The organism is Simiaoa sunii (assembly GCF_014337175.1).
Taxonomy (GTDB): Bacteria; Bacillota; Clostridia; order Lachnospirales; family Lachnospiraceae; genus Acetatifactor; species Acetatifactor intestinalis.
Genome location: NZ_CP060633.1, coordinates 2,725,981 through 2,751,176, shown reverse-complemented (window position 1 = coordinate 2,751,176; position 25,196 = coordinate 2,725,981). Strand labels below are relative to the sequence as shown.

Here is a 25,196-nt window from a genome sequence, read left to right as displayed (position 1 = left end):
TCTTAAAATTGCGCCTATCGTAAAATACCCTTGATACATTCTTCCAGGGTAGCACCTTCAGCAGAAAAGCTGGCCTGTACAGTAAAACGGCCACACTTAAAATGGTATGGATTTTTTATCTGCTGAACAAATTCTGCAATCCGTTCATCACGGGAAAGTTCTTTGTTGACAGAAACATCCCGAATGTCTACCAGCGTACCCACTTCACTGACAATGGTGTTCATTTCCATAGTATCAACTCCCTTCTGAAAACTGTGTTATCAAAACCACATGAATAGGTCGGATCTACGGTTGTTACACACATAAATCCGGCCCATTATATCTGATTTCGATTTTACTGCCGTATTTGCCACGCACCCCGGCAAGTCCTTCTGTTATAAGGACGGGGCTGTTACAGGCTGCGGGTAGCGTCACCGCATCATAGTCCCACATACGCCGCCGCTTTGCCAGAGCAAGCAAACGCCGCAGGAACTCTCCCCAAGTCTTTAGGAAGCTGTGAAGAAGTACCATTATGATCTGTGTCGTTATCGCGTCCGGCTTGCCACAGCCGGTTTCGTAGGTTGCGTTTATCGCTCGGACAGCCTGGATTCATCACCTCCTTAGGCTGCCTGTCACCGCGCCGCCCCATCTGCCGCTCGGAACACAGAATGAAGTACCTGTAACAGCGTATATTCGGTTGTCAAGGAACAAGCAAGGGGCATGGCAGACAAATTGATATTACAGTTGGGGTGAGAGGATATATATGCTTCCTTACCACACCCGTCCAGCTTGTCCCGCCGAATATGTCCCTCTACTATTCAGTACATTTTTAGGGGCAAAGTTGCCGTCTGTTATAAAATTTCTTTGAAATATTTTTCCAGACTACGCAATCCGGCTTCGATAGAACGGGTGATCCGGCTTTTGTGTGTTCCTTCCGCTTTGGCAATATCTGCTTTGCTCATGCCAAGAAAAAAGTGTGCATAGATTCGTTGGCGCTGCTTTACCGGAAGTTTGGAAAGACCTTTATAAATCAACTCCGTCATTTGGCGCTGTTCCCAAATTTCTGCCGGGTTAAGAGGCTTTTGCAATATCTCACGCTCAATACCTTCGTCTCGATCCAGAGAGTAAAATGCTTTATAGCGGTATGTACGAATCCGATAGGCTTCTTCCAACAACATATATTCCCGAAGCAACAAAGCAACTTCATCCGGCACCTCAACGATCATGTCCTGTGTATAATACGGGTAATAATCCCGAAGATTGATTTTCTTCATAGTAATTTCCTCCAATTTCGATGTTTGAGTTGATGGCAAAAATCGAAATCAGAGGGTGGGCTGCGGCAGCGATAAGGTCTAAGTCTCTTTCTGATTAAAAAAAGGGTACAAAAAAGCGCGCCCGTACAAAGAACAGGCGCGCCAAAGCAGCAGTATGAAATTTTTCCGGGTGGTTGACAGCGAAAATGCTCAAACTTTGTCGAAACCAAAAACGCCGCAATCCATACGAGCTGGACTACGACGTATAGGTGACTGAATGTAAAGCAGTTTATCTGCAGATCTGTGTTGCATAGACGCATAGGCATTTCCTCCCATCAAGGAGGAACCTGAATCGGCTGCTTGATACCTCCTTGGGAGAAAATTATATCGGTTATGTTTCCTTTATCAGTCCGCAGATATTCGCTTTTTACTCTTTATATTCGCAATTTTCTACATATTCCGCTCTTAGAATATATGCTGCAAAAAGCAAGCCCACAAGGGGAAACAACACCTTGTGGGCTCATGTTATAGATGTTCAAATTTATAGCCGATCCCGGCGACACTCTCAATATAGTTTGGAAGATCCGGTTCAAAGCGCAACTTCTTACGCAGCTTACTTATATGATTATGAATCGCTTTTCTCGAATAGAAATCACAATCCTCTTTCCAAACCAAATCGGTAATCAGTTCGTAAGTAAAAACACGTTTGGGATTAGCAATGAGTAATGCCAGTATATCAAACTCTTTGCTTGTCAGGTTGATAATCCGTTCGCGAACCCTAACAGTACGATGTTCCAGGCATAGATAAAGCTCGCCTTCTTGTATTTCTGTCAGAGGATTTTTCTCTATTATGGAAGAAGTGTGACAGGAAATGAGTGCCGATCCATGACAGACTTCTTGTTCTAAAATATATTGCATTAGAGCATTCTTTTGTTCCTCGTTAAGAAGCAGAAATAACTTTTCGCCAATCTGTTTGCCGGATTCTTCTATATCAAAAACAGCTAATGTCCCATCACGTCACCATCCCTTTTTTCTAACTACTTTTTTCTTCTTAGTGACAGTCAATGTGCTGGGTTCTTTCTTTTTATTTGCAAGAATAATCACAGAAATCAAGAAAGTCAAAACTATTGTGATGAAAGCAGGGAAAATGTGATAAGTATAACCATATTCCGCACCACAAGTAGGGTCTACTAAAATCATGCTTGCTTTAATCGGATAATAATTTAACAGTGTTCCTTCAAAAGTTCCGAAATATCCATACACAAATGCTAACGCAACCCCACCCAAAAAATTGTTTACCGAACAACAGAATAGTAAAATAATCGGCAAAACTGAAATGTAAATTCCTAAATTTGCTCCGGTAACACGAATAAACATATTGAGCAGATTGCCAAAATGCACTCCTGGAAATCCAGCAATAACATTGATTACTAATGCTAGCACGCATCCTATAAAGCTAAAGCAGATTGTCAACAACAATAGGACAAGTAGTTTTCCTGAAAGTAACTGTTTATATGAAATAGGAATTGTTGATATATTCTTCATCGTATCGTCTGTATATTCCCTTGTTATAATATAACCTGCTATCAGTGCAATGATAATCGGAAAAAACAAGGTACAGTTACTAATCATAACTTGCTGCATAAAATAGTCAAATGTCCATGTCTGTCCACCGTTGGCTGTGGAATAAAACAGTGACAGCAGCGGCGAAAGCACTGTCATAATAATTCCGGCTTTTATTACAGAATAGCGTTTTAGTTTTAAAAATTCCGTTTTTATTATCTTTCCCATATCATTTACCTCGTCCATTTTTTATAAAAGCGAATGATCAACCACAACGAAAGTATAACAGTAATTGCCAGAATAAAAATTGTATGGAAGGTGGTTGGTACAATCGCATAGGCTTCCGGCAAAAGATTGTCTTTTTGCAAATGATCCATCATTAAGCCGCTTGTCCAGTTCATAACACATATAACTGGGAAAGAATTTAAGAAAGTAATTTTTGCAGCACTTATAGATGTTCCAATCGTCCCCAGTATGCCCCAGTTAAAAATAGAATAAAAAAACGCAAGCAGGATAGAAAGCAAAAAACTTTTGTTAAAACAAATAATTAAAAATACAATCGGCAAAGAAGCTGCTACGATAAGAACTCCAAAAATAAGGCTCATAAATATCTTATAAGTCATACCATAAACCATTCCTACATGAAACAGTTTACAAAACAACGCAACAGATAATGTGCTTGTCAGACAAAACGCAATGCTAAAAATAAAGAGCATAGAAATTTTTGCCATAATGAGTTGTGTATTTGTAACAGGAATTGTTCTAAGGTTTTTGGAAGTATCGCAATCTCTTTCTATAAAAAACAAAATAGCGGCAATGATACCAATTAGACATGGAAGCAAAAAAACCAATCCATATCCCAACATCATTGTATAAACATAATCAAATCGGGTTTGAAGATAATGTTCCGTTGTATCTGCACCTGTTCCCGCCTTTGCCATATATGCCAAAATCAACGGAAAAAATAACGATAATGACATCAGTGCGTATAATAATCTTTTTCGCTTTAATTTCCAAAACTCGCATTTGATCAGTTTAAGCAATTCCCTCGCCTCCCGTCACACGCTTGAAGTAATCTTCAAGACTTTCTTCACAAGTATGCGCCTCCGATACCTCCAATCCATTTTCAACAAAGGCAGTTACAATTTTCCCCACAGGTAGATCAAGGTTGTGCAGGCGCAGATTGTGGTCATCCTGTATAGAGAAATGGTTTTCACGGAAATTGCGTTCCAAAATTCTTGCCGCCTGTGCAGTATCAGAGAGCGTAAACCGGATATGCTTACTGCTTTTTTGCTCCAGCTCAGCAAGACTTTCTTCTTCCAGCAATGCACCGTGGTCGATAATTCCAATATCGTCAGCCAGCAAGGAAATCTCCGAAAGAATGTGACTGGAAATCAAAATCGTTTTTCCCTTTGCGTCGCAAAGCTCCCGAATAAAGGAGCGTACCTCCGCAATACCGATGGGATCAAGACCGTTGATCGGCTCATCCAAAATCAAAAGTTCTGGATCGTGCATAACGGCAAGGGCGATGGCAAGCCGCTGCTTCATACCAAGAGAATACTGTGAAAAGAGCTTTTTATCTTTGTAGGGCAGTCCTACCAAATCCAGAGCGTCTTTGATGGCATGATTGTTTGGTACGCCCCGCAGAGTAGCAAAGATACGCAAGTTCTCTGTGCCGGTCAGATTTGGATAAAAACCGGGGGACTCAATCAAGCTGCCGATACGGGGCAGCAATTTCTTTTCATTCCCCTGCAAGGGTTTTCCCCAGATTTTGACCTCCCCGGAAGTCGGATTTGTTAAGCCCAACAGCATTTTCATGGTAGTAGTTTTTCCGGCTCCGTTTCTGCCCAGCAGACCATAAATTCTCCCACGCATCACATGGATATTTAAGTCAGCCACACTCTTTTGTGAACCGTATTGCTTCGTCAGATTTTTCGTTTCAATGATGTAATTTGTGTCCATATTCAAAACCTCCTGTTCTGTAAAGTATTCTATCACGCCAACCTTGCATTAACCTTGCCGCAACCTTGCATTAACCTTGCAATTTGAAATCCGGCAAAATGACAAAGGTTCCCGCCATAAAGACGGGAACCCACTTAAATTTCCAAAGGAAAAAACAACATAAATTCAGTTCCTTTTCCCGGCAAACTTTCAACTGTTATGCTTCCACCCATCTTTTCTACAAGCTGATGGACAATAGAAAGACCAAGACCGCTGCCTTTTTCAGACCGACCTTTATCACACTTATAAAGCCGTTCAAAAATGTGTTTCAAATCTTCTTTCTCAATTCCTACACCATTATCCGCCAGCAGCAGCCTCATGTTATTTCCCTGCTTTGACAGGGCAATTTTAATTTTGTCCGCATGGCTGTGAGCGATTACATTTTGAATGAGATTATTGATAATCCTCATATAGCTGTCCGTATCCAATCTTACCCGGACAGGCTGTTCGAGAATATCAATGTCATAATCGACCTGCTTATCTTCAAAAATCGGTATCCAGTCGATCAGGATATTTCTTGTCAGCTCTGCGGCCTCAATAGGATGGATTTCCAAAGCAAACTCGTTGGAATTTAACTTGAACCAGTCAAAGAGTACATCAATATATTCTTTCAAATCATGGGCTTTCCGGCGGGCGATTTCGATATAATCATCCCGGTCTTTCCCTGTAACAAGCCCTTTATGTGCAGCGTCAAGATAGCCGATGAGGGTTGTAAGGGGTGTCCGAACATCGTGGGAAAGGCTCGTCATAAGCTGGCGGTTGGTTTCCTCTGCCTGCCGGACAATCGAAAGTCTGCTTTCATAGGACACAACGATCTCATTGATTTCATAGGCAAGAGGTGCTATCAGTTCATTTGTTGCAGACAAAATACGCCGATTGCCATTTCCATTTTTCACATCAACCAGCGCATCGGTCATTTCTGCTATTTGCTTTTTTACGCGACGAATGAGAAGGATGGAGGTTAGCACAGCTACAATAGCAATCACAACGGACAGGAAAACGATGATCTTCATACCAGCTATACCTCCTTATTAAAGCGGTAGCCAATCCCTTTGACCGTTTGAATATACTTTGGACTGGAAGGATTGACTTCTAATTTTTTACGAAGCCGGCTGATGATCGCCATAATGTTGCTGTCATCATAGAAATATTCTTCGCCCCAAACTTCCTCATAAATCTGCTGTTTTGTCAAAATTTTTCCTTGATGTTTTGCACAGTACAGGAGCAGATCAAATTCCTTTGGTGGAAGTTCAAAAGTGCCGGTTTCCGTCGTAACAGAACGATTTTCAAGGTCAATTTGCAACCCATCAAAATCCAGTTTTTGCATAGTTCCCGTTTGCTGATTAAAGCGGGTGTAGCGGCGAATGAGGGACGCAATACGGGCAATCAGTTCGTCCATATCAAACGGCTTTGTTAGATAATCGTCCGCTCCGGCCCGTAAGCCCCGCACTTTAGAAGCGCTGTCATTTTTGGATGTGAACATCAAAATCGGCAGGCTGTTCTCTTTGCGGATTTCTTCCAGCGTTTCAAAGCCATCCATACCGGGCATCATCACATCTAGCACCACAAGCTGGTATTCTTGCTCTTTTAATTTCTGCAAGCCCTCTTTTCCGGTATTACAAAAATCGGCTTCTATATGTTCTGATTGTACGCTGTGTTTAATCAAAGCGCACAGTTCTCTGTCATCATCTATAATCAAAATTTTATTCATGGCGCAATTCTCTCCCTTGTTTTGTCCGACCATCAATCGGCTTTTCTGCAGTTTTGGGAATCAGCCAAATACCGGCCATCTTTACTGCTCCAGAAATACGTTCACCAGCACAATAATAATTTACTCTACGAGGTGTCACGCCCCACTTCTCGGCGGCCTCTTTTAATGTCATATATTCCATATCGCACCTCCATAGAATCTATTATAGTTCTTTAGCTCGAATAATACAACCTTCAATATTAAGCGTTCGGAAGTGGATGTTAATTAAAGCCACAAGAAAATCTCGTGGCTTTAGCTTACAAATGTTCAAATTTATAGCCGATTCCGGCGACACTCTCAATATAGTTTGGAAGATCTGGTTCAAAGCGCAACTTCTTACGCAGCTTACTTATATGATTATGAATCGCTTTTCTCGAATAGAAATCACAATCCTCTTTCCAAACCAAATCGGTAATCAGTTCGTAAGTAAAAACACGTTTGGGATTAGCAATGAGTAATGCCAGTATATCAAACTCTTTGCTTGTCAGGTTGATAATCCGTTCACGAACCCTGACAGTGCGGTGCTCCAGACATAGATAAAGCTCGCCTTCCTGTATTTCTGTTAGAGGATTCTTCTTTGCTGCGGAGGAAGTGTGACAGGAATTGAATACCGTTCCATGACAGACTCCCTGTTCCAAAATATATTGCATTAGAGCATTCTTTTGTTCCTCGTTAAGAAGCAGAAATAATTTTTCTCCGATCTGCTTACCAGATTCTTCTATATCAAAAACAGCTAATGTCCCATCACATCATCACCTCCGTAAAATTTTTCAATTACTCCACAAAGAACAGAACTCGCCGGATCAGCTCCGGGATATTGACCGGGGCGGTGATATAGTCGTTTACGCCCTCATGCCGGTATTCATATTCCGTGGCAAGGTCGTTGTTTTCGGTGAGGATAAAGAACGGCAGAAGCCGGACAGGGGGATTCTTCATTTGGAACATCCCCGCCACCCGTCGCAGCGTATGAAACAGCTCCATTGCTGTGCCGTCCGGCAGTTCCAGATCGCACAAGATCAGTTCTATTTCCTTATCCTCAAAAATCCGGCGCTTGGCCTTCCCAATCGAGGAAACCAGAATTAGGTCAAAGCCCTTTTGCAGCATAGCCGCCCGCAGCACTCCGGCGTTGGTATCTTCCGCATGGACAAAGAGCAGCTTGTGAAAAGTCGGGGCTTTTTCGCCGGATAACTGCCGGTAGGCGTATTCCACCAGCTTATCTTGTAGCAGCAGCCCTTTCATTTTGTCCATGCACAGCGTTGCGCCCCGGCGCATAGCCTCCTGTTCATAGTCCTCCCTGTCATGGCAGGACGCCAGAATAAACGGCAGCTCCTTGTCTGCGGCCCGCACCTCGTCCAGAAAGTCCATGCCGGAACCGTCCGGCAGGTCGAGATCACAGCAGACCACCAGCGGCATTTCCTCTTGGATGGCGGCCCGCGCTTCTTTCAGAGTAGAAGCCGTTTTTACCGGGTAGCCCCGGTGCTGTAAGTATTTTTGCAGACACCATGTATAGGTGTCGCTGTCGTCAATCAGCAGTATCTTTTTCATGTGTCCTCACCCCCAATATTGATTTACCACAAGCATAAACTACAAATGTCACACAAATGTCCGAGGTGCCTTTGATTTCGACAGAAAAACAGGCTGAATTGTTACAAAGCTCGGACATTTCAAAAATTTCTTTGGAAAATGGCGAAAAAGGCGGGGCAGCACACGCCGCCCCGCCGATCCCATACGGTTATTCCATTGACCGCATTTGTTCAATCAGGGATTGTTTTTTCTGTCTGCGGACTGTCCATACAGACAAAATCAGTTCCATTCCGAACAATACCAGAATAAACAGACCCATTTCCAAAACCGGGAATTTGTAAGGCACTACTTTTCCGGCAAAAGCTCCTACACTAAATTTGCTACAAGCAAAGATGGAAGCCGGAAGCCCAACGATCAGCGTCGCCAATGTTGCAAAGAACGCATAGCACAGCCCCTCGCAGATATTCATTTTACATAGCTGCTTTTGGGTCAGTCCGATGGAACGCAAAACACTGTTTTCCTGTTTTCTGGACATTTGATTAGAGAGGGTCGTGTTGATCAGGTTGATAACGCCAAAGAGGAATACCAGCCATGAAAGTACCTCTATACTGCCAAATACAAAAGCATTTATATTTTTTTCATACTCAATTATAGTGTCAATATTTTCTAACGCAATATCAGTATGAGTGGCTACAATATTTTTCAATTCAGACTCTACATTGTCCGCTTTTTTCGGATCACTTGCAATGTTCCATGAATAGTCAAACGAAGCTATTTCTGGATGTAATTCATGAAATAATGCTTCCGTTGCAAATTCAAGTGGAGCGTCAACTGGGACTGTTCCATGTCCATCAGTTGGTATGCTATCGTTGTCAAACACCCCTGATATAGTAACAGGAATAGTTGATTTCCCAGAGGTAACTTCAACCGTTTCTCCCACTCTTATATTATCACGATTACTTGTATGCGAATCAATTATGATGCTGTGTGCATCCGCTGGCATAGTTCCCTCTATCAATGCAGCTTCAACCGCAGAATAATTTTGTTCAGTTAGTATATCACACCAACCAGCCTCATCAATTCCGTTGGCACGATAATTTATATGAAGGCTTTGCCTTTTTGTAATCACATCGGTTACACCATCAATGGCCAAAATTTCCTGCTTCAATTTCTCATTCAATGGATTTCCCGCTGCCATAGCTTCTTCTACTGCCAACTCGGAATGTAAATAAATTTTATAGTCACCATACGGATAAATCTGCCTTGCAAGTGCCTCTGGGGAGCGCAGCAAAACCATGGAGGATACCACAAGCAGGATAATTCCGCCCAAACTCAAAGACGCTATAATAGAGATTGTCTTTTTGCGGTCACGCTTAAAATTCGCAATTCCCATTGAAACAGGATTGAGCTTGATATTCTTTTTCCGGCTGCGGATGTCCTTTTGCACCGGGGTAAAACGGACGGCTTCAATGGGGGAAATCCCTGCCGCGATTTTCACCGGCTTACGGATGGAAATAGACACCATGATCCAACTGCTTATGAGTGTCAGGGAAACCATAACGACATAGGAAACAGCGTTAAATCCCTTGGAAAACAGAAGAAAACCGCAGCATACGCCCAGCACTGTACCAACCAAAATTCCGATACTGCCGAGTTTGCGTCCCTCCCGCTTTACAATCCGCTTGATTTGCTTTGGCGTTGCACCAATCGTCCGAAGCTGTCCGTAGCTCCTGATTTTGTCATTGATGGAGATACGGAAGATACTCTGAATCACAATATAGCCGCCGATCAGAACAATAACAATCACACCAACAATCGGTAAAAAATCAAAGGATTTAGAAGCATAAGCAAAATACTTGTTGTTCATGCTGGGATTAGGAAGCTGATATTCCTCTGCAATCTCCCTGCAATAAGAGGTTATCAGTTCCTCGCCCAACTGGTCGCTGTTTTTGAAATGGACATAGGCGCGATACCCAGCCGGATCAAACCCTTTCCATTCTGTCAGGGCAGCTTTGGAAAGAATGATAGCGCAGGTATTCGCTTCTTTTTCATTTACGCTGTCCATAATGCCGGTAACGACATAATCACCATGAAAACTCTCGGTATCTAAGGTCACAGTGTCCCCGATCTTGGCATTGTTTCCATAGGTGGAGAGAAAGTATTCGCTTACGACAACTTCATTTGCTTTTTGGGGCAGATTCCCCTCCAATAGCTTCATTTGGTCGCGCCCAATCTCCATCATTTCTGCGTCATTATATACATAAGAGGCATGATAGCCCTGTTCCGAAAGTTCCTCACCCAGCATATAGTAGCCGCCTACGCGCTCAAACTCCGGCAGTCCTTTTAGGGTTTCAATATCGTTTTCCTCTACGCCCAGCCAAACCGCCTCATAAGTATCGACAACCTGATTGCGCTGCATTTGTGTCAGGGAGGTAGACACAATTCCCGTAAAGCAGATCAGAAACGCCGCCAGTGCAACGGCGATCACTACCATCAGATTCCGGCGCTTCTCGCTTTGCAAACTTTTCTTTGCCAGCTTCTTTGTAATGGCGCTGGTATCATTTTCAAAAGGCCATGTCATAGCCTGCCACCTCCTTATTCCACAATCTTGCCATCCTCAATGCGGACAATCCGATCTGCAAGACGGGCAATGTCGTTGTTGTGGGTAATCATCACAACAGTTTGCCGGAACTCCGCACTGGTACGCTTGATAAGTCCCAGCACCTCGGCGCTGGTCTTGCTGTCAAGGTTGCCGGTTGGTTCGTCGGCCAGCACAATAGCCGGTTTGGTAATCAGGGCACGGGCAATCGCCACACGCTGCTGCTGGCCGCCGGAAAGATTGTTCGGCATATTTTTCAGTTTATCTTCCAGCCCCAGCAGGTGAACAATCTCGTCCAAAAACTTCTGATCCACTGTGTCCCCGTCCAGCTCCACCGGCAGGACAATGTTCTCATACACATTCAGGATCGGAACAAGGTTATAGTTCTGGAAGATAAAGCCGATGTTGCGGCGGCGGAAGATGGTGAGCTGTTCGTCGTTCATTTTCGACAGCTCTTTGTCCCGGACAATCACATTGCCGGAAGTAGGGGTGTCCAGCCCGCCCATCATGTGAAGCAGGGTAGACTTGCCGCTGCCGGAGGTTCCCACAACGGCCACAAACTCGCCGTCCTCCACGGAGAAGTTCACGCCGTCAAGGGCGCGGGTGATGTTCGGCTCTGTGCCGTAATACTTTTTCAGGTCGATAGTCTGTAAAATGCTCATAAAATTCAATCCTTTCTTTGTTTGTTGTAAATGCGGAACGCTACTGCGCCGGTGGCCGCCAACTGTACCAGAATCAGCACAGCGAACAGACCGAAGCTCTCATAGTAGAACAGTTCATCCCAAAACAGGAAAACATCACAGAGAGCAGTCAAGGCAACCGTCCAGCGGATGTGCCGGGCCAGCCATTGCCGGAACACCAGCACAAGGGCAACGGGTAGGACGATCAGCAGCGCCAGATTCAAAATCAATGTCGGGGTCAGTTCCATTGCGTCGCCTCCTCACTTTTGTTGATAAGGTCATTGTAAAACCCAAATGTCCGCGAAATGTTACAGCGGCCAAAAAATTTCATTGAAAATCGGGGTGAAATGTTACAACGCTCGGACATTTCAAAAATTTTTATGACGATTCCCGTATTTGATCTACCAGAGATTGTTTTTTTATCTGCCGAATTGCCAAATACGAGAAAAGCATTTGGATGGCAAGCATCAGTATAAAATAACTGAACATTTCAACTGTCGGAAAATGATAGCTTACTTTTCCAAAAATACTCATTGCACTAAAGACAGTGCAGAGAAGATACCCAATAAGAGTTCCGCATGATATGGAAAGAAGCAGCACCCCTAATGTATAGAACAAGCCCTCTATCAATAACATTTTTGAAAGCTGTTTACTGCTCAAACCAACCGCTTGCAAAACACCCAATTCTCGCTTCCGTGTCAAGATGTTTGTTATCAGTGTATTTAGCAGATTGATAATGCCAAAAACCCCGATAAACATCACAAAAATGTAGACTGGCATACGATAGTTCAATAGTTTTTCGTTGTATGCCTCTACCCAATCATTCAAGGTACTAACATAGAGGCTGGAAGTCGGTGAAATTATCTTTTGGATTTCATCCTTTGCGGCTGCCCATTTACTGTCATCTGTATCTACAATAAATTGATAATTGAGGTTTTCAATAGGAACGATCTTTGACAGCATTTCTAAAGGAATAAATAGCGTATCATATCCGCCATACGGAATATTAGTGTCCACAATTCCCATTACTTTTACTTCCAATGTTTGTCCGCCAACTTCAATCAGAAGTTCGTCCCCAATCGCTGCATCCCACCCAAAAGTTTCTTTCCACTGTGGGCCATTTTCAATAATAATGCCATTATTATTGATTAGTTCCTGTAAATCTGCTGTACCATCAATCAAGTATTCTTCAAGCAATTTTTGAGAGCTTGGCGTATATGCGTCTGAAACAATCGGTTCAATATCCCCCGTTGGCATACGAACATTCAAAACGGTGCCTTGGTATTCTTTTATTTCTTCCACACCATCTATGTCCAAAATGGATTCTCTAAAATCTTCTGTAAGCAGATTCGATTTTTGGAGTTCTGAATATTGTTCGCTGTTATGTGCCTGCGGCCCGTAATCGCCTAATTCAAGGCGAATTTCTCCGTAAGGAAAACTCCTACGCGCCATCGCTAAAGGATCAATGGAATTAAAATATGCAGAGCTTGCCATCAGCAAAATTCCACATACCCCTAACGCCAGGATCGTTAAAGCGGTTTTCTTTCTGTTCCTCGCAAAATTAAGGAATGCTAAATTTTTCGCGGATAGAGAACGATGTAACACTTTTGTACTGTTGGACATTACATCATTATTGCCCGCCATATAACGGACTGCTTCAATAGGCGTAACATGAGCAGCAATTTTGGCTGGCTTAATTACAGCAATCATAACACATAGATACACAAACAGAGCTGTGACAGCGGCAATTACAAATACCATTAAAGTGTTCCAGCCTTGCGGGACAAGGACATATCCCGCTATTGCACCGGCTAATATTCCAATCGGAATACCAATTCTGGAAAGATGAAATCCCTCTCTAAAAACGATTCTTTTCATTTGTTTTCCAGTTGCCCCTATTGTCCGCAGTTTTCCATATTCTTTTGTTTTTCTGGCTATGGACACATAAAACAGGCTGTAAATAACAAGAGTACAAGCCAAAGCGATAATAAGACTGATAAATGCTATTACAGTGATATATTGACTGCTTCTCTGTTCAATGAGAGAAAAATAATATGTTGAAAACTGCATTTGCTCCGGCTGTATTTCCAATTCTCTGCACAATGTTGATAATTCAGCTTGTATAGCAGCCTTAGACCAACCATCAGATTCATTCAAACGGATATAAGCGGAGGATGCCGGTTCGCTGATCTTGTTTTCAATATAAGACTGCGACACGAATACGGAATAATTTGAATTTTCGACAGGCAAAATACCACATAAGGTATAATCTTTTTCTCCATCTCCCAGATTTAACGATATAGTATCGCCTATGGATTTGGACAATCCAGCTCTATCAAGAAACGCCTTTGTGATAGCAATTTCATTTGTAGATTTGGGCAATTCTCCCTCTAAATCAGGATATTTTGCTAATTTCATTAGTGTTTCATCCATTGAACGAACGGTTAATTTGTAGTCCCCATAAGATACTAAACCCAATAAATGACTTACACCCACTTGAACCCTATCGTCATTTACTAATTTCGTAATGGTATCATTATCGACTTCATTGATAATTGCTTGATAACGCCCAGCCGCATCATTTAATGATTTTCGCTGCGAAGCAAAAAAATACAAGGTCGTTGTCATTATCAAGCAGGTAGCTAAGGCAATCGTAATGATAATGAGGATGTTTCTACTTTTATCTGCTTTTAAGTTTCGTTTTGCCAACTTTTTTGTAATGGCACTTGTATCGTTCTCAAAAGGCCATGTCATAGTTGTATCACCTCCATATTTGATAAGGGTATTGTAAAACCCAAATGTCCGCGAAATGTTACAGCGGCCAAAAAATTTCATTGAAAATCGGGGTGAAATGTTACAATGCTCGGACATTTCAAAAAAATTTACGGCGGGCAGCCGGAAATGGCCGTCCGCCGCGTTCTATTTTGTAGGCAGCATAATAGAAAATTCAGAACCCTTGCCCGGCTCCGAAACCACTTTGATATAGCCACCCTGCCGCGTTATGATCTCGCGGGCCAGATACAGGCCAATGCCCACGCCCTGCTGTTCGTGTACTTCTTCCTCACGATAAAAGCGCCGGAAGATGGCGGCCTGATTGCTTTCGGAAATGCCCTTGCCGGTGTCGGTCACTTTGATCTCCACATACATTTCCCACAGCACCACCGACACAGCGATTTTCCCGCCTGCCGGGGTGTACTTCACCGCATTGTCCAGCAGGTTAAAGAGGGCTTCGGATGTCCACTTGCTGTCATGGGAAACGGTCAAATCCTCCGGGCAATCCACGGACACGGCAATTTCCTTTTTCTCCGCTGCATACACGATCCCACTCATGGCCTGCGCCACGGTATCAAAAAGGCGGCCCGGCTTCTTATCCAACTGGATCACGCCCGTTTCCAGCCGGGAGGTTTTCACAAGGGCCTGAAAGAGAAAGTCCAGCTTATCCGTCTGGCTGCGGATTCCCCGGATAAAGTCGGTGCGCTCCGCCTCGGTCATAGGCTTTTCCAGCAGCGTGTCCGTCGCCATTTTCAGATTGCTTACCGGCGTTTTCACCTGATGGGAAATATCCGATACAAGGGTCTGCAACTCCTGCCGTTCCTCGTCCACCCGGCGGCGATTCTCCTGCATGATCTGGTAAAGCCTTGCCAGCCGGTGTCCGATTCTGGCAAGCTGGGTTTCGCTGTCCTCCGGGCGCTGGGGCGCTTCATTTCCGGCAATCATGTGGTCTAAGGTCTGGCACAAGTCAGCGGTAAACTGCGACAGCCGCTTTCCAAACGCCTGCGTCAGTACAAAAATCCCCACAAGGGCGCACAGCAGCAGCGCCCCGCCCGTCAGCAGCACCGCTGTCTGTTTTGTCACAAAAAACAGGGCTATGGTGATCCCGGACATAGAGAGGACAAGCCCTATTGCCACCCGGCCAAACAGCCGCTTTACCGAGAGGTTCTGAAACTTCATTTTGCCTCGCCTCCCGTCCATTGATAGCCCATGCCGTAAACGGTCTTGATGTAGGGCGCGCCGCCGTCGGCTTCAATCTTGCTACGAATCCGGCTGATGGAGGTTGTCAGGGTGTGTTCGTCCACAAACCTTTCGTCTATATCCCACAGCTTTTCCAAAAGCTGCCCACGGGTCAGCACTTGCCGGGGATTTTTACGGAACAGGTTCAGCATTTTGTACTCCATCGGGGATAGGGTCAGGGGCTTGCCGTTTAAGGAAGCCGTCTGCTCCGAGAAGTCCAGAAACAGCCGCCCGTCGTCGTAAATGTCCTTGGCCGGTTTGTGGTGTTCCAGCATGGCGAACATGGCTTTGATTTTTCGCTGCAAGGCCCCGATCACAAAGGGCTTTGTGATGTAGTCCACCGCGCCCACCTCATAGCCCCGTATCTGGTCGCTCTCCTGATCGTTAGCGGTCAGGAAAATCACAATGGTGTCCGGGTGCTGGGGCTTTATCAGTTTGCACAGCTCAAAACCGTTGCCGTCCGGCAGGTTGATGTCCAGCAGCACTAAGTCAAATTCCCGCTGGCGTATGGCTTCGGCTGCGGTTCTGGCGTTTAGGGCAGAAGTCACGCCGTAGCCGTCTGCGGTCAGGTTATAGGCCACCATCTTATTCAAAAAACTGTCGTCCTCGACAATTAAAATCTGCTTCATATCCTCACTTCCTTTGCTTTTTGCAGATAGTATAACAGGCAAATGTCCGCGAAATGTTACAACAGACAAAAAATTTTATTTTTTTGCATTTCTCTGTTATAGCAGTTCAAAATAATAACTCTATTATAGGCAGTTATCAAAGGTTTATCAATGCGGCAACTGTAAACAGATCCTCTGCCAAAGACTCTTAAAACTACTGGCAAGCAATGCAATCTTACGTAAGATTGCGTATTTAGCAGAAATCCCGTTTCCGGAATTCCTGCTAATGCTTGTTGGTGACATATCCCCAAACCCCTGAGATCATTGCCGGTGGCAATGGCTGCGCGTTCCGTTGGAACGCTGAAAACCAAAAGCAGACAAATCTTATTGACGGGATTTTTCTGTGCTGCGCTGCGGTTGTGGTGGGGAAGAAATCTCTAATAGATATTCCACATTGGCCCGAACATTATGAAGTTCTTTCATATCATTTTTGGCCTGCTTATAGGCAGAATAGGCTTTCCGTTTTTGTTCCAGAAGATCGGTGTATTCCTCTCGGAGAGATTTGACAGAGGGGCGCTTTTTCAGCCTATTAGCTGATCTACATAGGTAATTAGAGGGTGCAGATGTTTCAGGCGAAACATCTCAAATAACTTATCTGGATTTACCCATTGAACATCCACAACTTCTGTTTCCTGTAAACGCATTTCTTCAATCTTTATATCCTTATGAAATAGCCAAACATCGTAAAAATCCTGCACATTTTCCCGTCTGCTCTGATAAATCAATTTTTCACTTCCGGGAGTAAGCAGTATTCCTAATTCTTCTTTTACCTCTCGGATTGCTCCTTGTAAACTGGTTTCCCCGGAAAGTACAGAACCACCCGTACATTCCCAATAAAGAGGGTATTGCTTTTTCGGATGCCGCTGTGATAAAAGATACTGCCCCTGCTGGTTGACGATCCATACACTCACAGATAAATGATACAGCCCTTTGGGTATGATTTCTCCACGGCACACTGTTATTCCAGACTTTTCCCGTTTTGCATTATATAAATCCCATTTTTCCATTTTCATACCTCTTTGTGTGGGATCGGTGCTTGCCGAAAATCAAGTAAGTAAATATCCGCAATCCTTTCTATTTCTGTACGCTGATCTGCGGAATACTTATCATAAATCCCGCCTGCTAACATACGGGCTGCCTTTGCGCTTTTAATTGCTGGAAGCACATCATCAAACACAATACAGTGTTCAGGTGCAACCCCTAATTTTCTTGCGGCCAATTCAAAGACATCCGAATATTCTTTTCCCCGCTGAACCTCATCTGTTGAACATAGAGCGTCAAATAATTCTAAAATAGAATTGTTCTTTAAGCATGGAATATAGAGCTTTTCCGGCAACCCCGTAGCAACTGCAAGTTTTATTCCATGTTCTTTTAAGCGCAGAAGATAATCAAGGGCATGGGGCAGCAGACCGACATGGTTACTGTATTCCTCGACCGCCATATTATTCCATTCCTCAATAATTCCCTCTACCGTTTCCTGCAATCCAAAAAGATCAATGGTATATTGTGCGGCTTCCTCAAAACTCCTTGCACATATTTCAGTTACATAATTTTCCGGGACGGGAAGATTTCTCTTTTTCAAAAACTGAATATCTATATGCTCCCATACATCCATTGAATCCAGAATTGTTCCATCTAAATCAAAGATTGCCGCATTAAAATCCATTTTTCTTTTCCTTTCCGCAAAATAAATCTTTCAGTTCCGCAGCAGCAGCTTTTATATCAGACTGCGCTATGATGGCAGATACAACAGCCAGCCCGTCAATTCCCATGGGCTTGAAACGCCCTGCATTTCCCTTATTGATACCGCCAATAACAACTATCGGCAAAGAAACGGCTGCGCGGATTTTCTGTAATTCTTCCATTGATACAGAATCAGCGTCGGTTTTAGTTCCAGTAGGGAACATTGCGCCAACTCCCAAATAATCTGCACCATCCTGTTGTGCCTGTATTGCTTCTGCAATGGAAGATGCAGATACTCCCAACAGCATATTTTCCCCAATTACTTTGCGGACGGCAGCCGCAGGTAAATCATGCTGTCCAATATGTACCCCCGTAGCCTGCACAGCCATTGCAATATCTATCCGGTCGTTTATGATAAGGGGAATATGGTATTTATCCGTAACCTGTTTCACGGCAACAGCCTGATTGTAAAATTCTAATGAGGACAATTCTTTTTCTCGGAGTTGTATCATTGTGCAGCCTCCTAAAATTGCCTGTTCTACCGCTTCTGTCAGGCTATCGCAGCTCATTAGTTGACGATCAGTAACAAGATAAAGTGTATAATCAAAGTTCATTTTGCACCTGCCTATTCTTTAGATAAACCATGCTGATACAATTCGTAGAAATGGTGCGTCGGGCCACAGCCTTTTCCAATCGCAAGAGAGTGTTCGATTGCCATTGTGACATAAGCCTTTGCAGATTCGACTGCAAGCGGAACACTTTTTCCCTTTGCAAGCTGGGAAGCGATCGCAGAAGAAAAGGTACAGCCTGTCCCATGAGTATTTTTCGTATCAATGCGGGATGTTTCAAAATAGTAGAAATTTTCTCCATCAAATAGGACATCAACAGCATTTCCTATATGATGTCCACCCTTGACAACAATCGCCTTACAACCCATGGCATATATTTTTCTTGCGGCAGCCTCCATATCTGAAACTGTGGAAATCTGCATATCCGCTATTTTCTCTGCCTCTGGAATATTCGGAGTAAGTACATCGGCCAGTGGAATTACTGTGTCTATCAAGGTGGAAACCGCCGTAGGATTCATCAATGGGCAGCCATTTTTGGCATACATAACCGGGTCGATTACGACATTTTGGGGCTTATATTGTAATAGTTTCTTTGCCACCGCTTTCATACATTCTGGTGTAGAAAGCATACCGATTTTTACTGCGTCCACTTCAATATCTTCAAATACGGCGTCAATCTGTTTTTCAATCATATCCGGGGTAATATCTTGGATGTCGATAACACGGCTGGTGTTCTCTGCAACAACAGAAACAATAACACTCATTCCAAATACACCGTGAGCAGAAAAAGTTTTCAAATCAGCCTGAATACCTGCACCTCCGCTGCAATCTGATCCGGCAATGGACAATACTTTTTTCATTTTGCATTTTCCTCCATTCTCTCGTTCCGATAGGCCATCTTCCAAAAAGCAAGCTCTAACAAACTTGCTTTTTCAAAAATATCAGCCAGATACTTTTTATTTGCTACTGATAACCCGGCACATTTATGCTCTGCAAAAGCAGACCATTCTTTGCAGCTTTCTGCATATTGTTCATCCGCATAATCTTTGATAAAGTCCCAATATCTTGACTGTCTGCTTGTAGGAACAGCCGCCAATTTGCGGAATATATAGCTGTAACTTAGCATACAGGGAAGAACCGCCATTAAAATTTCTTCATTCTTTCCATGTGACGCAATCTCAAACATGAAATCAATGTAATTTTGATTTTCAGGCAGAGGAGCGATCAGTTCAATATCATTATCCGTCATGCAAAATTGCTTTAGATAATCCAGACGCACTTCTGATTCCGTATCATTTACAAAATTCAGCATGGAATAGTAAAGCTGAATTTCTCTTAATGTATCAGCATGAAAAATTGCCTTGCCGTATATACGGGCATAGTTTTTCAGATAGATACTATCCTGAATCATATATCTCTTGAACTTTTCAAGAGGTAGCTTTCCAGTTTGCACTTCCTGCACAAATGGGGTAGCTGCACATTCTTCCCAAATGGGGATGTTGCGGGTTAAAATGTCTTTCATAAATGCCATGTTTGTTCCTCCTAAAATAAAAAAATAGAGCCTCTAAAACAATTAGAAGCTCTTTCAGACGCAATACGAGCGTAAGAAATTGCTTCCCTACGCCGGTATTAGCCGACAGGTCCAGAGGTCAGGTCTTACCTTTTTCAACTTGTTCAGTTCCCTCGCAAACACATATCATATCTTATTCAATTAAAAAAGGACATTCCCAAAACAGAGAATGTCCAAAAAATACGAATCTGTATTCTTTAGCTCCCTGCGTTGGTATTAGCCAACAGGTTCAAAGGGTCAGGTTTTAACCTTCTCAACTACAAGGTAGTCCCCCTGCTTGAGTATTATTATAGTTAAGAAGTCCCGGAAAGTCAAGGTCTATAGAATTCAAGTTAGCAAACCTTATTGACGGGATTTTTCTGTGCTGCGCTGCGGTTGTGGTGGGGAAGAAATCTCTAATAGGTATTCCACATTGGCCCGAACATTATGAAGTTCTTTCATATCATTTTTGGCCTGCTTATAGGCAGAATAGGCTTTCCGTTTTTGTTCCAGAAGATCGGTGTATTCCTCCCGGAGAGATTTGACAGAGGGGAGCTTTTTGATTCCCAGCTCGTCAAAATGATTCTTTGCCGCCTGGTGCAGCAGAATTTCAGCTTCATGTTCTGTTCGGAATTTTTTGCTGTACCCGGCTTTGCGATATTCTACATAGACAGCCCGCGTTTTCGCATAGTTTACGATCTGTTTTTGCAGCTCGGCATTGGCGTTCATTTTTGACTCCAGATCTTTGATCTGAACGGATAAGGTATTGAAATTAGTGGTAGTGGCGTTGGCTTTTTCCAGAATATCCTCATAACCCATATCGCCATGTTCTTTTAAGTAGAGCACTGCCTGAGAAAGCTGCTTTAGGTTGAACACTTTTGCCCAGCGCTCATAACCAGGGCCCTTGCCGGAACGGATTGCAACTTCAATATCAACCAGCAATCCAACTTTGGAAACCGTTTTTTTAGAAAAGGCATGGCGGGGTTTTACTGTCCGTGTACCGGCAATCCGTTCTTTGATGGCCTGTTCTGTATAATCGCCTTTGAGCGTATCGCATCGGGTATAATTTTCTTGTCCCGGAACTCGGAACCGAAGATGTTTTCTTTCACGGTTGACTTCCAGCCCAGCAGTTTCCAGCTTCTGTAGAAGTTCCTCAAAATCTTTTGGCTTTTCCTCTAATGCAGCATCAATAGCAATGCGTATCTGCTCCTGAAAGGAAGGCTGCTTTTTATTTCCCAGCCATGTGCCATAATGCTCCCGGCTGGGTTTCGGATTTTCTACAATCGAAAGTCCATGCTCCAAACACAGCTTGTCATTCATTCGCCGGATTGCCCAGGTAGAACCCCAGAAGTTGCGAAATTTTTTCTGACAGTCCAGTGTAGTAGAGTTGATAATGATGTGATTATGGACATGGTGCTTATCCACATGGGTGCAGACAACAAAGGCATGGTTTCCTTTTGTGAGCTTCAGTGCCAGCTCCCTGCCGATCTGATTAGCTTCTTCTGGCGTAACTTCGCCGGGCTTAAATGCCTGACGGAGATGGTAGGCGATCACATCATCTGCACCCTGATTTCTGCCGGTCAGATTTGCATACTGTCGTTTGGACAGAAGAAACTCTGCATCAGCAAGCCGGGTATCACACTCATAGCCATAAATGAATTTTCCAAAATCGGTTTTCTGCGGATTTTCTACATAATCAATAATATCTGAGATCGCAGTAGAGATATTCCGACCTTTTCCTACATGCAGAGGCATCAGTCTTGTGGTCGCTATTTTCGTCACCTCCTTAACTTAATTCCAATCAGAGAAGTTATAATTGCAGAAAAAGAGCGGGGCTGCCTATGCGCCCCGCCAAATCTGCTTAACCAAATATAAAATCCTTTAAGGCACTGTTTGCCCCGCCAATGATCCCTACCAGCCATGCAGCCGCCAGAGGCAGACCGTATGGACTGATAAGAAAGGCGATCATAAGCCATGCAAGACCCGGCAAAAATCCTGCGACAAAGAACAGCACCAATGCCGCCAGAAAGATGATCCCAGAAAGAATCCCAAGTACCGCACCGGAAAGAACCACTAAAAATTTACATACCAGATAAAGAATCCCCGTAACCAGCATAAAGGGAAGTGCCAGTAATTTACCTATCAAACGCATACGCTTTGCCTCCTTTCAGAAGGGCATCTGCCCTTATAAAAATTTTACCGTGACGGCAAAAAGAAAGCAACGGCTTTCCGGCTGTTTATGAAATGTTTGCAAATCCCCGGATCAGTTTGTCCATGCCATCCCAAAGGCTGTCCAGACGGGTGCGGATGTCATCTATATCTGCGGCATAAATATTGCCGGTCTCATTGGCCCGTCTGGTATATTGGTTTAAGTTATTGGAACAAATGCGGAGAAGCCGGATCATTTCCTGAATATCTCCCATATCAAGGTGGATGATGTAACCGTCTACGGCCATCTTTCGCAGATATGCCGACAGGTTGGTAATGCCAAGTTCCGCCATGCGTTCTTTTACCAGTTCGGCCTCCGCTTCGGACATGACAAATTCGACGCGGACGGATTTTTTGTTATGCCCGCCATTCATCGTTCCAACCCTCTTTTATGAGATGAGACCTCCTGCGTCGAAACCGCCGTCTTTGCTCTTTTGAGTTTTTCCCGCAGGGTGGTCTTTTCCAGCTTATCAAGATATTCCTCCAGATTTCCGGCTGTCGCATGATAGCTGCGTTTGAGGCGTTCCCGTTTTAGAATTATCATCAGCTCCGGCTCATTTTCTGGCAGATAAGTCATTGTTTTAGGGGCTCCATGCTCTGGCATAAGCCGGTTCATAAATTGTCTCCGTTCCTGATAGGGAATCGTGATAACATTTCCATCCTCAAAAGCAACGGCTACATTTCCGATTGGACAGGTCAATTTTTTCATCCGTTCCACATGTTCTCTATAATTTAGCGGATAGAGATCGCCAAATATTTTTCCGTCCCTGACTTCTTTCAAAGAGATGGCATAAGCCAAAACGGGATCATTTGTCTGCTCCTGGTAAAACCGCCACACTTTGTTTTCATGGCTGCCCTCCAGATAAACTTCCCGTTCGCGCAGGGTATAGGTTCCGCAAGGGCGTGACATCCAAAGAAGCTGTTTATCCTCTGAACGCTCTGACACAGCCAGTTTTGAGATCAGTTCCTTATCCAGGTCAAAGTCCTCTTTATAATGTTGGGTATGAAGATCTACGATACGGGAAAGAGCACCCAAAAGATCTACATCCTCAAATCTTACCCCGGCCATCAGCGTTCCCTTTCCGGCACCGGAGGGATCATCTGCCTTGCTTCATGCTCCGGTTTGTCTGCTTTCAAACGGTCCATCAAAGACGGCTTTGCTTCCGGCACCAGCTCCCGGATTTCTTCATCCGTCTGTCCGTCTGTCAGATCCGGGCGCACAGGAGGTTCGTTGTTCAGCCTGCCATCCAGCATATTGTAGTTGCCGGTCTGACCTTCCTCATAAAGTTCTGCATTGCGCAGATAACTCTCCGGCGCCTGAAATGGCTGTCCGGCAAACAGAATTTCTCTTTGGGTGGTAAACTGTGCAAGGACCCCATTTTGCAGTCTTGCAAATTCTTCATACTGGCGCAGGGTAAGCCCTCGTTCCAGCATTTCCGCCTGGGTATGCGCCCAGCCTTCTCCATAGAGAAAATAGTACATGTCGGGCTGATCACAGACAAAACACAGGGAACCGTCCTGATTGTCATAGTAAGATGGCTGCATATTCTGGTAATGGCAGCGTTCCTCACGCCCAAAATACACACGGTTGTCCGCACCCAGCATAGCGACCATACCCGCGTAATTACTATGGACCGCAGAGCGGATTTCTACCAGCGGATCTGTTTGAGAAGGAATCTGTCTGCCCGGAATCTCATTTTGTTTTTCCGCTGCATCATTTCTTGGTATCACTTCTTCATGGCTGCGTGCATCCAGCTCCGGTTGAGATGTTCCTTTCCGAACAGCACCGGGCTCCGGTTCTTTTTCTTTCACATAGTATCGGACATTTGCTGTCGTATGTTCGTTGGCTTCCTTTGCATAGTTTTCAGCAGCAGCTTTGGTATCAAACTCCAACGGTTTTCCATTTTCCTTGCACCAGCTTTGTGCCGGTCCGAAAATAGAAGTGCTGCTTCGTACTGCCCATACACCATAGGTCCGTTTCTTTTCCATTCCGCATCCCTCCTTATCGTTCCTGCTGTTTGGAAGTTTGTTGCTTTTTTACCGGGTCTGCCGGTTTTGTTGCTTTTAGCTGCTGACGGAGAGAATTCTTATGCTCCAGTTCGGAATCTGTGATGTTGACATATTCGCCAATGATACAGAGCGCTTCTCCATAACTGCCGGAAACAAATACCCGATCAGACATTTCTTTTGCCTGTTCTTTCAAACCATGCTCCCGCAAAGTACGGGAAGCAATACCCAGCAGATTAAAAATGTTCCCATCTGCTCCGATCAGCGGACAATCCGGTTTATCTGCCAACGCTTCCGGTGTTTCTATAAATCCGCCTAAATAATTCGGCACAAAGTCCGACAGCCATGTGCCGCCATAGACTTCATGGGTCTGTAAACGCCACAGGGCAAGTTTTCCTATATCCAGTTTCACATCATCAAACGGGTAAAGCAGACAGGTCAGTTCGCCGTGCTGAAAAGCAGCCACATTCTCAAACTGACAGCCATCTTTCAATATGCCTGCTTTTGTCAGCATTTCATTGATCCCGTCCACCCACTCTGTCAGATCCCCGCCACAGCCCTGTAAAATCAGTCCTTCCTTATCCGGCATGCGGCGAAGGTCCTCCGCGGTAATCGTGTTGATATTCAAAAAATCGCCTCCTATCGTTTTTGTTAAAATATATGTTTTGTCCGCAACTTAACCTCATTTCAAAGCACCGGAGTATTCTTATACAGCTCCCTTGAAAACAGGTGCAAAAAGCCCTTGAAAATCAAGGACTTTTAAGGCTAAGTTGCGGACATATCATGGTTGGTTTTGCCGCTTCCGGCGTTTGCGTTCCCGCTCGGATTTCCGTCTTGCATAGACCCGGCAGGCAGCGGAACAATATGCCTGGCTGGTTGTAGGAAGATATGCCTTTCCACACACAGGGCATATTTTCTGTCTCATGGAGGTGTCCTCGCCGGTAATGGCTGATTCCAGTGCTGCATCCACCGGCAGCACCGCTTTTTCAAAGTACCTGCAATAAGCACCGGTCCACCATTTATTCAGCATGTAACAAGGGCTGTCCAGAGGAAGGCAGATCTTATCCTGGGAGTCATAGTTGGCGCAAAACTCCGTAACCAGCTTTCGGATCGTAGCCCGCTCCGAGCGGTTCAATTCTCTCTCCGCCATAA

At 44.2% G+C, this 25,196-nt stretch carries 29 protein-coding genes and 1 riboswitch; all 29 genes read right to left on the bottom strand.

The features are described 5' to 3' along the window. Positions 1-14: 14 nt before the first annotated feature. Positions 15-230 (bottom strand): DUF6870 family protein, encoded by a 216-nt coding sequence (locus tag H9Q77_RS12800; protein ID WP_033143712.1) that lies wholly within the window; start codon positions 228-230, stop codon positions 15-17. A 600-nt stretch (positions 231-830) separates the two neighbouring features. Then, the gene (locus H9Q77_RS12795; RefSeq protein WP_015542925.1) at positions 831-1,253 is read right to left on the bottom strand and encodes a hypothetical protein; all 423 of its coding nucleotides are present in this window, start codon (positions 1,251-1,253) and stop codon (positions 831-833) included. Between the two features lie 504 nt (positions 1,254-1,757). Then, on the bottom strand, positions 1,758-2,150 hold the full coding sequence (locus H9Q77_RS12790) for a winged helix-turn-helix domain-containing protein (protein ID WP_033143723.1): 393 nt from the start codon (positions 2,148-2,150) through the stop codon (positions 1,758-1,760). 99 nt (positions 2,151-2,249) lie between these two features. Further along, positions 2,250-3,023, bottom strand: a complete 774-nt coding sequence (locus H9Q77_RS12785) for an ABC transporter permease (RefSeq protein ID WP_117538752.1) — start codon at positions 3,021-3,023, stop codon at positions 2,250-2,252. Positions 3,024-3,028: 5 nt separating this feature from the next. Further along, positions 3,029-3,838 (bottom strand): ABC transporter permease, encoded by an 810-nt coding sequence (locus H9Q77_RS12780; RefSeq protein WP_117538751.1) that lies wholly within the window; start codon positions 3,836-3,838, stop codon positions 3,029-3,031. Further along, positions 3,831-4,757, bottom strand: coding sequence for an ABC transporter ATP-binding protein (locus tag H9Q77_RS12775; protein ID WP_117538750.1), 927 nt, complete (start codon positions 4,755-4,757; stop codon positions 3,831-3,833). Before H9Q77_RS12775 ends, H9Q77_RS12780 begins: the two co-directional genes overlap by 8 nt. Before the next feature lie 134 nt (positions 4,758-4,891). After that, positions 4,892-5,809 carry a sensor histidine kinase gene (locus tag H9Q77_RS12770; protein ID WP_117538749.1) on the bottom strand — a complete coding sequence of 306 codons (918 nt, stop codon included), beginning with the start codon at positions 5,807-5,809 and terminating at the stop codon, positions 4,892-4,894. 5 nt (positions 5,810-5,814) lie between these two features. Further along, positions 5,815-6,507, bottom strand: coding sequence for a response regulator transcription factor (locus H9Q77_RS12765; protein ID WP_117538748.1), 693 nt, complete (start codon positions 6,505-6,507; stop codon positions 5,815-5,817). Continuing rightward, a complete protein-coding gene (locus tag H9Q77_RS12760) occupies positions 6,500-6,688 on the bottom strand; it encodes a helix-turn-helix domain-containing protein (protein WP_055221059.1) in 189 nt (62 codons plus the stop codon). The genes H9Q77_RS12765 and H9Q77_RS12760 overlap by 8 nt, the downstream gene beginning before the upstream one ends. Positions 6,689-6,803: 115 nt before the next feature. Beyond that, complete coding sequence (locus H9Q77_RS12755; RefSeq protein ID WP_117538747.1) at positions 6,804-7,196, bottom strand: winged helix-turn-helix domain-containing protein; 393 nt, start codon at positions 7,194-7,196, stop codon at positions 6,804-6,806. A 124-nt stretch (positions 7,197-7,320) separates the two neighbouring features. Next, positions 7,321-8,091 (bottom strand): response regulator, encoded by a 771-nt coding sequence (locus H9Q77_RS12750; RefSeq protein WP_117538746.1) that lies wholly within the window; start codon positions 8,089-8,091, stop codon positions 7,321-7,323. Positions 8,092-8,278: 187 nt separating this feature from the next. Next, entirely contained in the window at positions 8,279-10,651 is a 2,373-nt protein-coding gene (locus H9Q77_RS12745; RefSeq protein ID WP_249325802.1) for an ABC transporter permease, read from the bottom strand. Positions 10,652-10,665: 14 nt separating this feature from the next. Continuing rightward, on the bottom strand, positions 10,666-11,331 hold the full coding sequence (locus H9Q77_RS12740) for an ABC transporter ATP-binding protein (protein WP_002586598.1): 666 nt from the start codon (positions 11,329-11,331) through the stop codon (positions 10,666-10,668). Positions 11,332-11,336: 5 nt separating this feature from the next. Further along, on the bottom strand, positions 11,337-11,597 hold the full coding sequence (locus tag H9Q77_RS12735) for a hypothetical protein (protein ID WP_249325800.1): 261 nt from the start codon (positions 11,595-11,597) through the stop codon (positions 11,337-11,339). A gap of 130 nt (positions 11,598-11,727) precedes the next feature. Continuing rightward, positions 11,728-14,103, bottom strand: a complete 2,376-nt coding sequence (locus H9Q77_RS12730; RefSeq protein ID WP_249325798.1) for an ABC transporter permease — start codon at positions 14,101-14,103, stop codon at positions 11,728-11,730. A gap of 165 nt (positions 14,104-14,268) precedes the next feature. Then, complete coding sequence (locus H9Q77_RS12725; protein WP_249325797.1) at positions 14,269-15,300, bottom strand: sensor histidine kinase; 1,032 nt, start codon at positions 15,298-15,300, stop codon at positions 14,269-14,271. Further along, positions 15,297-15,989: a response regulator transcription factor gene (locus H9Q77_RS12720; RefSeq protein WP_249325795.1), complete on the bottom strand. Its 693-nt coding sequence runs from the start codon at positions 15,987-15,989 to the stop codon at positions 15,297-15,299. The genes H9Q77_RS12725 and H9Q77_RS12720 overlap by 4 nt, the downstream gene beginning before the upstream one ends. A gap of 560 nt (positions 15,990-16,549) precedes the next feature. Next, positions 16,550-17,035: an NUDIX hydrolase gene (locus tag H9Q77_RS12715; protein ID WP_223385983.1), complete on the bottom strand. Its 486-nt coding sequence runs from the start codon at positions 17,033-17,035 to the stop codon at positions 16,550-16,552. Between the two features lie 2 nt (positions 17,036-17,037). Further along, positions 17,038-17,694: an HAD family hydrolase gene (locus tag H9Q77_RS12710; protein WP_005361145.1), complete on the bottom strand. Its 657-nt coding sequence runs from the start codon at positions 17,692-17,694 to the stop codon at positions 17,038-17,040. Continuing rightward, positions 17,684-18,325, bottom strand: coding sequence for a thiamine phosphate synthase (gene thiE, locus H9Q77_RS12705; protein WP_004611584.1), 642 nt, complete (start codon positions 18,323-18,325; stop codon positions 17,684-17,686). The genes H9Q77_RS12710 and thiE overlap by 11 nt, the downstream gene beginning before the upstream one ends. 11 nt (positions 18,326-18,336) lie before the next feature. Continuing rightward, positions 18,337-19,140 (bottom strand): bifunctional hydroxymethylpyrimidine kinase/phosphomethylpyrimidine kinase, encoded by an 804-nt coding sequence (gene thiD / locus H9Q77_RS12700; RefSeq protein WP_117440194.1) that lies wholly within the window; start codon positions 19,138-19,140, stop codon positions 18,337-18,339. After that, positions 19,137-19,811 carry a TenA family protein gene (locus H9Q77_RS12695; protein WP_055200141.1) on the bottom strand — a complete coding sequence of 225 codons (675 nt, stop codon included), beginning with the start codon at positions 19,809-19,811 and terminating at the stop codon, positions 19,137-19,139. The genes thiD and H9Q77_RS12695 overlap by 4 nt, the downstream gene beginning before the upstream one ends. A 224-nt stretch (positions 19,812-20,035) precedes the next feature. Continuing rightward, a riboswitch (TPP riboswitch) is annotated at positions 20,036-20,135 on the bottom strand. A 57-nt stretch (positions 20,136-20,192) separates the two neighbouring features. Beyond that, a complete protein-coding gene (locus H9Q77_RS12690; RefSeq protein WP_249327164.1) occupies positions 20,193-21,602 on the bottom strand; it encodes a relaxase/mobilization nuclease domain-containing protein in 1,410 nt (469 codons plus the stop codon). Between the two features lie 88 nt (positions 21,603-21,690). Then, positions 21,691-21,981: a CD1845 family protein gene (locus H9Q77_RS12685; protein WP_005361132.1), complete on the bottom strand. Its 291-nt coding sequence runs from the start codon at positions 21,979-21,981 to the stop codon at positions 21,691-21,693. An 85-nt stretch (positions 21,982-22,066) separates the two neighbouring features. Next, positions 22,067-22,411 carry a plasmid mobilization protein gene (locus H9Q77_RS12680; RefSeq protein WP_055158497.1) on the bottom strand — a complete coding sequence of 115 codons (345 nt, stop codon included), beginning with the start codon at positions 22,409-22,411 and terminating at the stop codon, positions 22,067-22,069. Then, on the bottom strand, positions 22,408-23,106 hold the full coding sequence (locus H9Q77_RS12675; protein ID WP_055158499.1) for a hypothetical protein: 699 nt from the start codon (positions 23,104-23,106) through the stop codon (positions 22,408-22,410). Before H9Q77_RS12675 ends, H9Q77_RS12680 begins: the two co-directional genes overlap by 4 nt. Next, on the bottom strand, positions 23,106-24,026 hold the full coding sequence (locus tag H9Q77_RS12670) for a DUF4316 domain-containing protein (protein WP_249325794.1): 921 nt from the start codon (positions 24,024-24,026) through the stop codon (positions 23,106-23,108). The genes H9Q77_RS12675 and H9Q77_RS12670 overlap by 1 nt, the downstream gene beginning before the upstream one ends. 13 nt (positions 24,027-24,039) lie before the next feature. Next, positions 24,040-24,633 (bottom strand): hypothetical protein, encoded by a 594-nt coding sequence (locus tag H9Q77_RS12665; RefSeq protein ID WP_005361127.1) that lies wholly within the window; start codon positions 24,631-24,633, stop codon positions 24,040-24,042. Between the two features lie 192 nt (positions 24,634-24,825). Next, the gene (locus H9Q77_RS12660; protein WP_118611978.1) at positions 24,826-25,194 is read right to left on the bottom strand and encodes a cysteine-rich VLP protein; all 369 of its coding nucleotides are present in this window, start codon (positions 25,192-25,194) and stop codon (positions 24,826-24,828) included. Positions 25,195-25,196 lie beyond the last annotated feature (2 nt).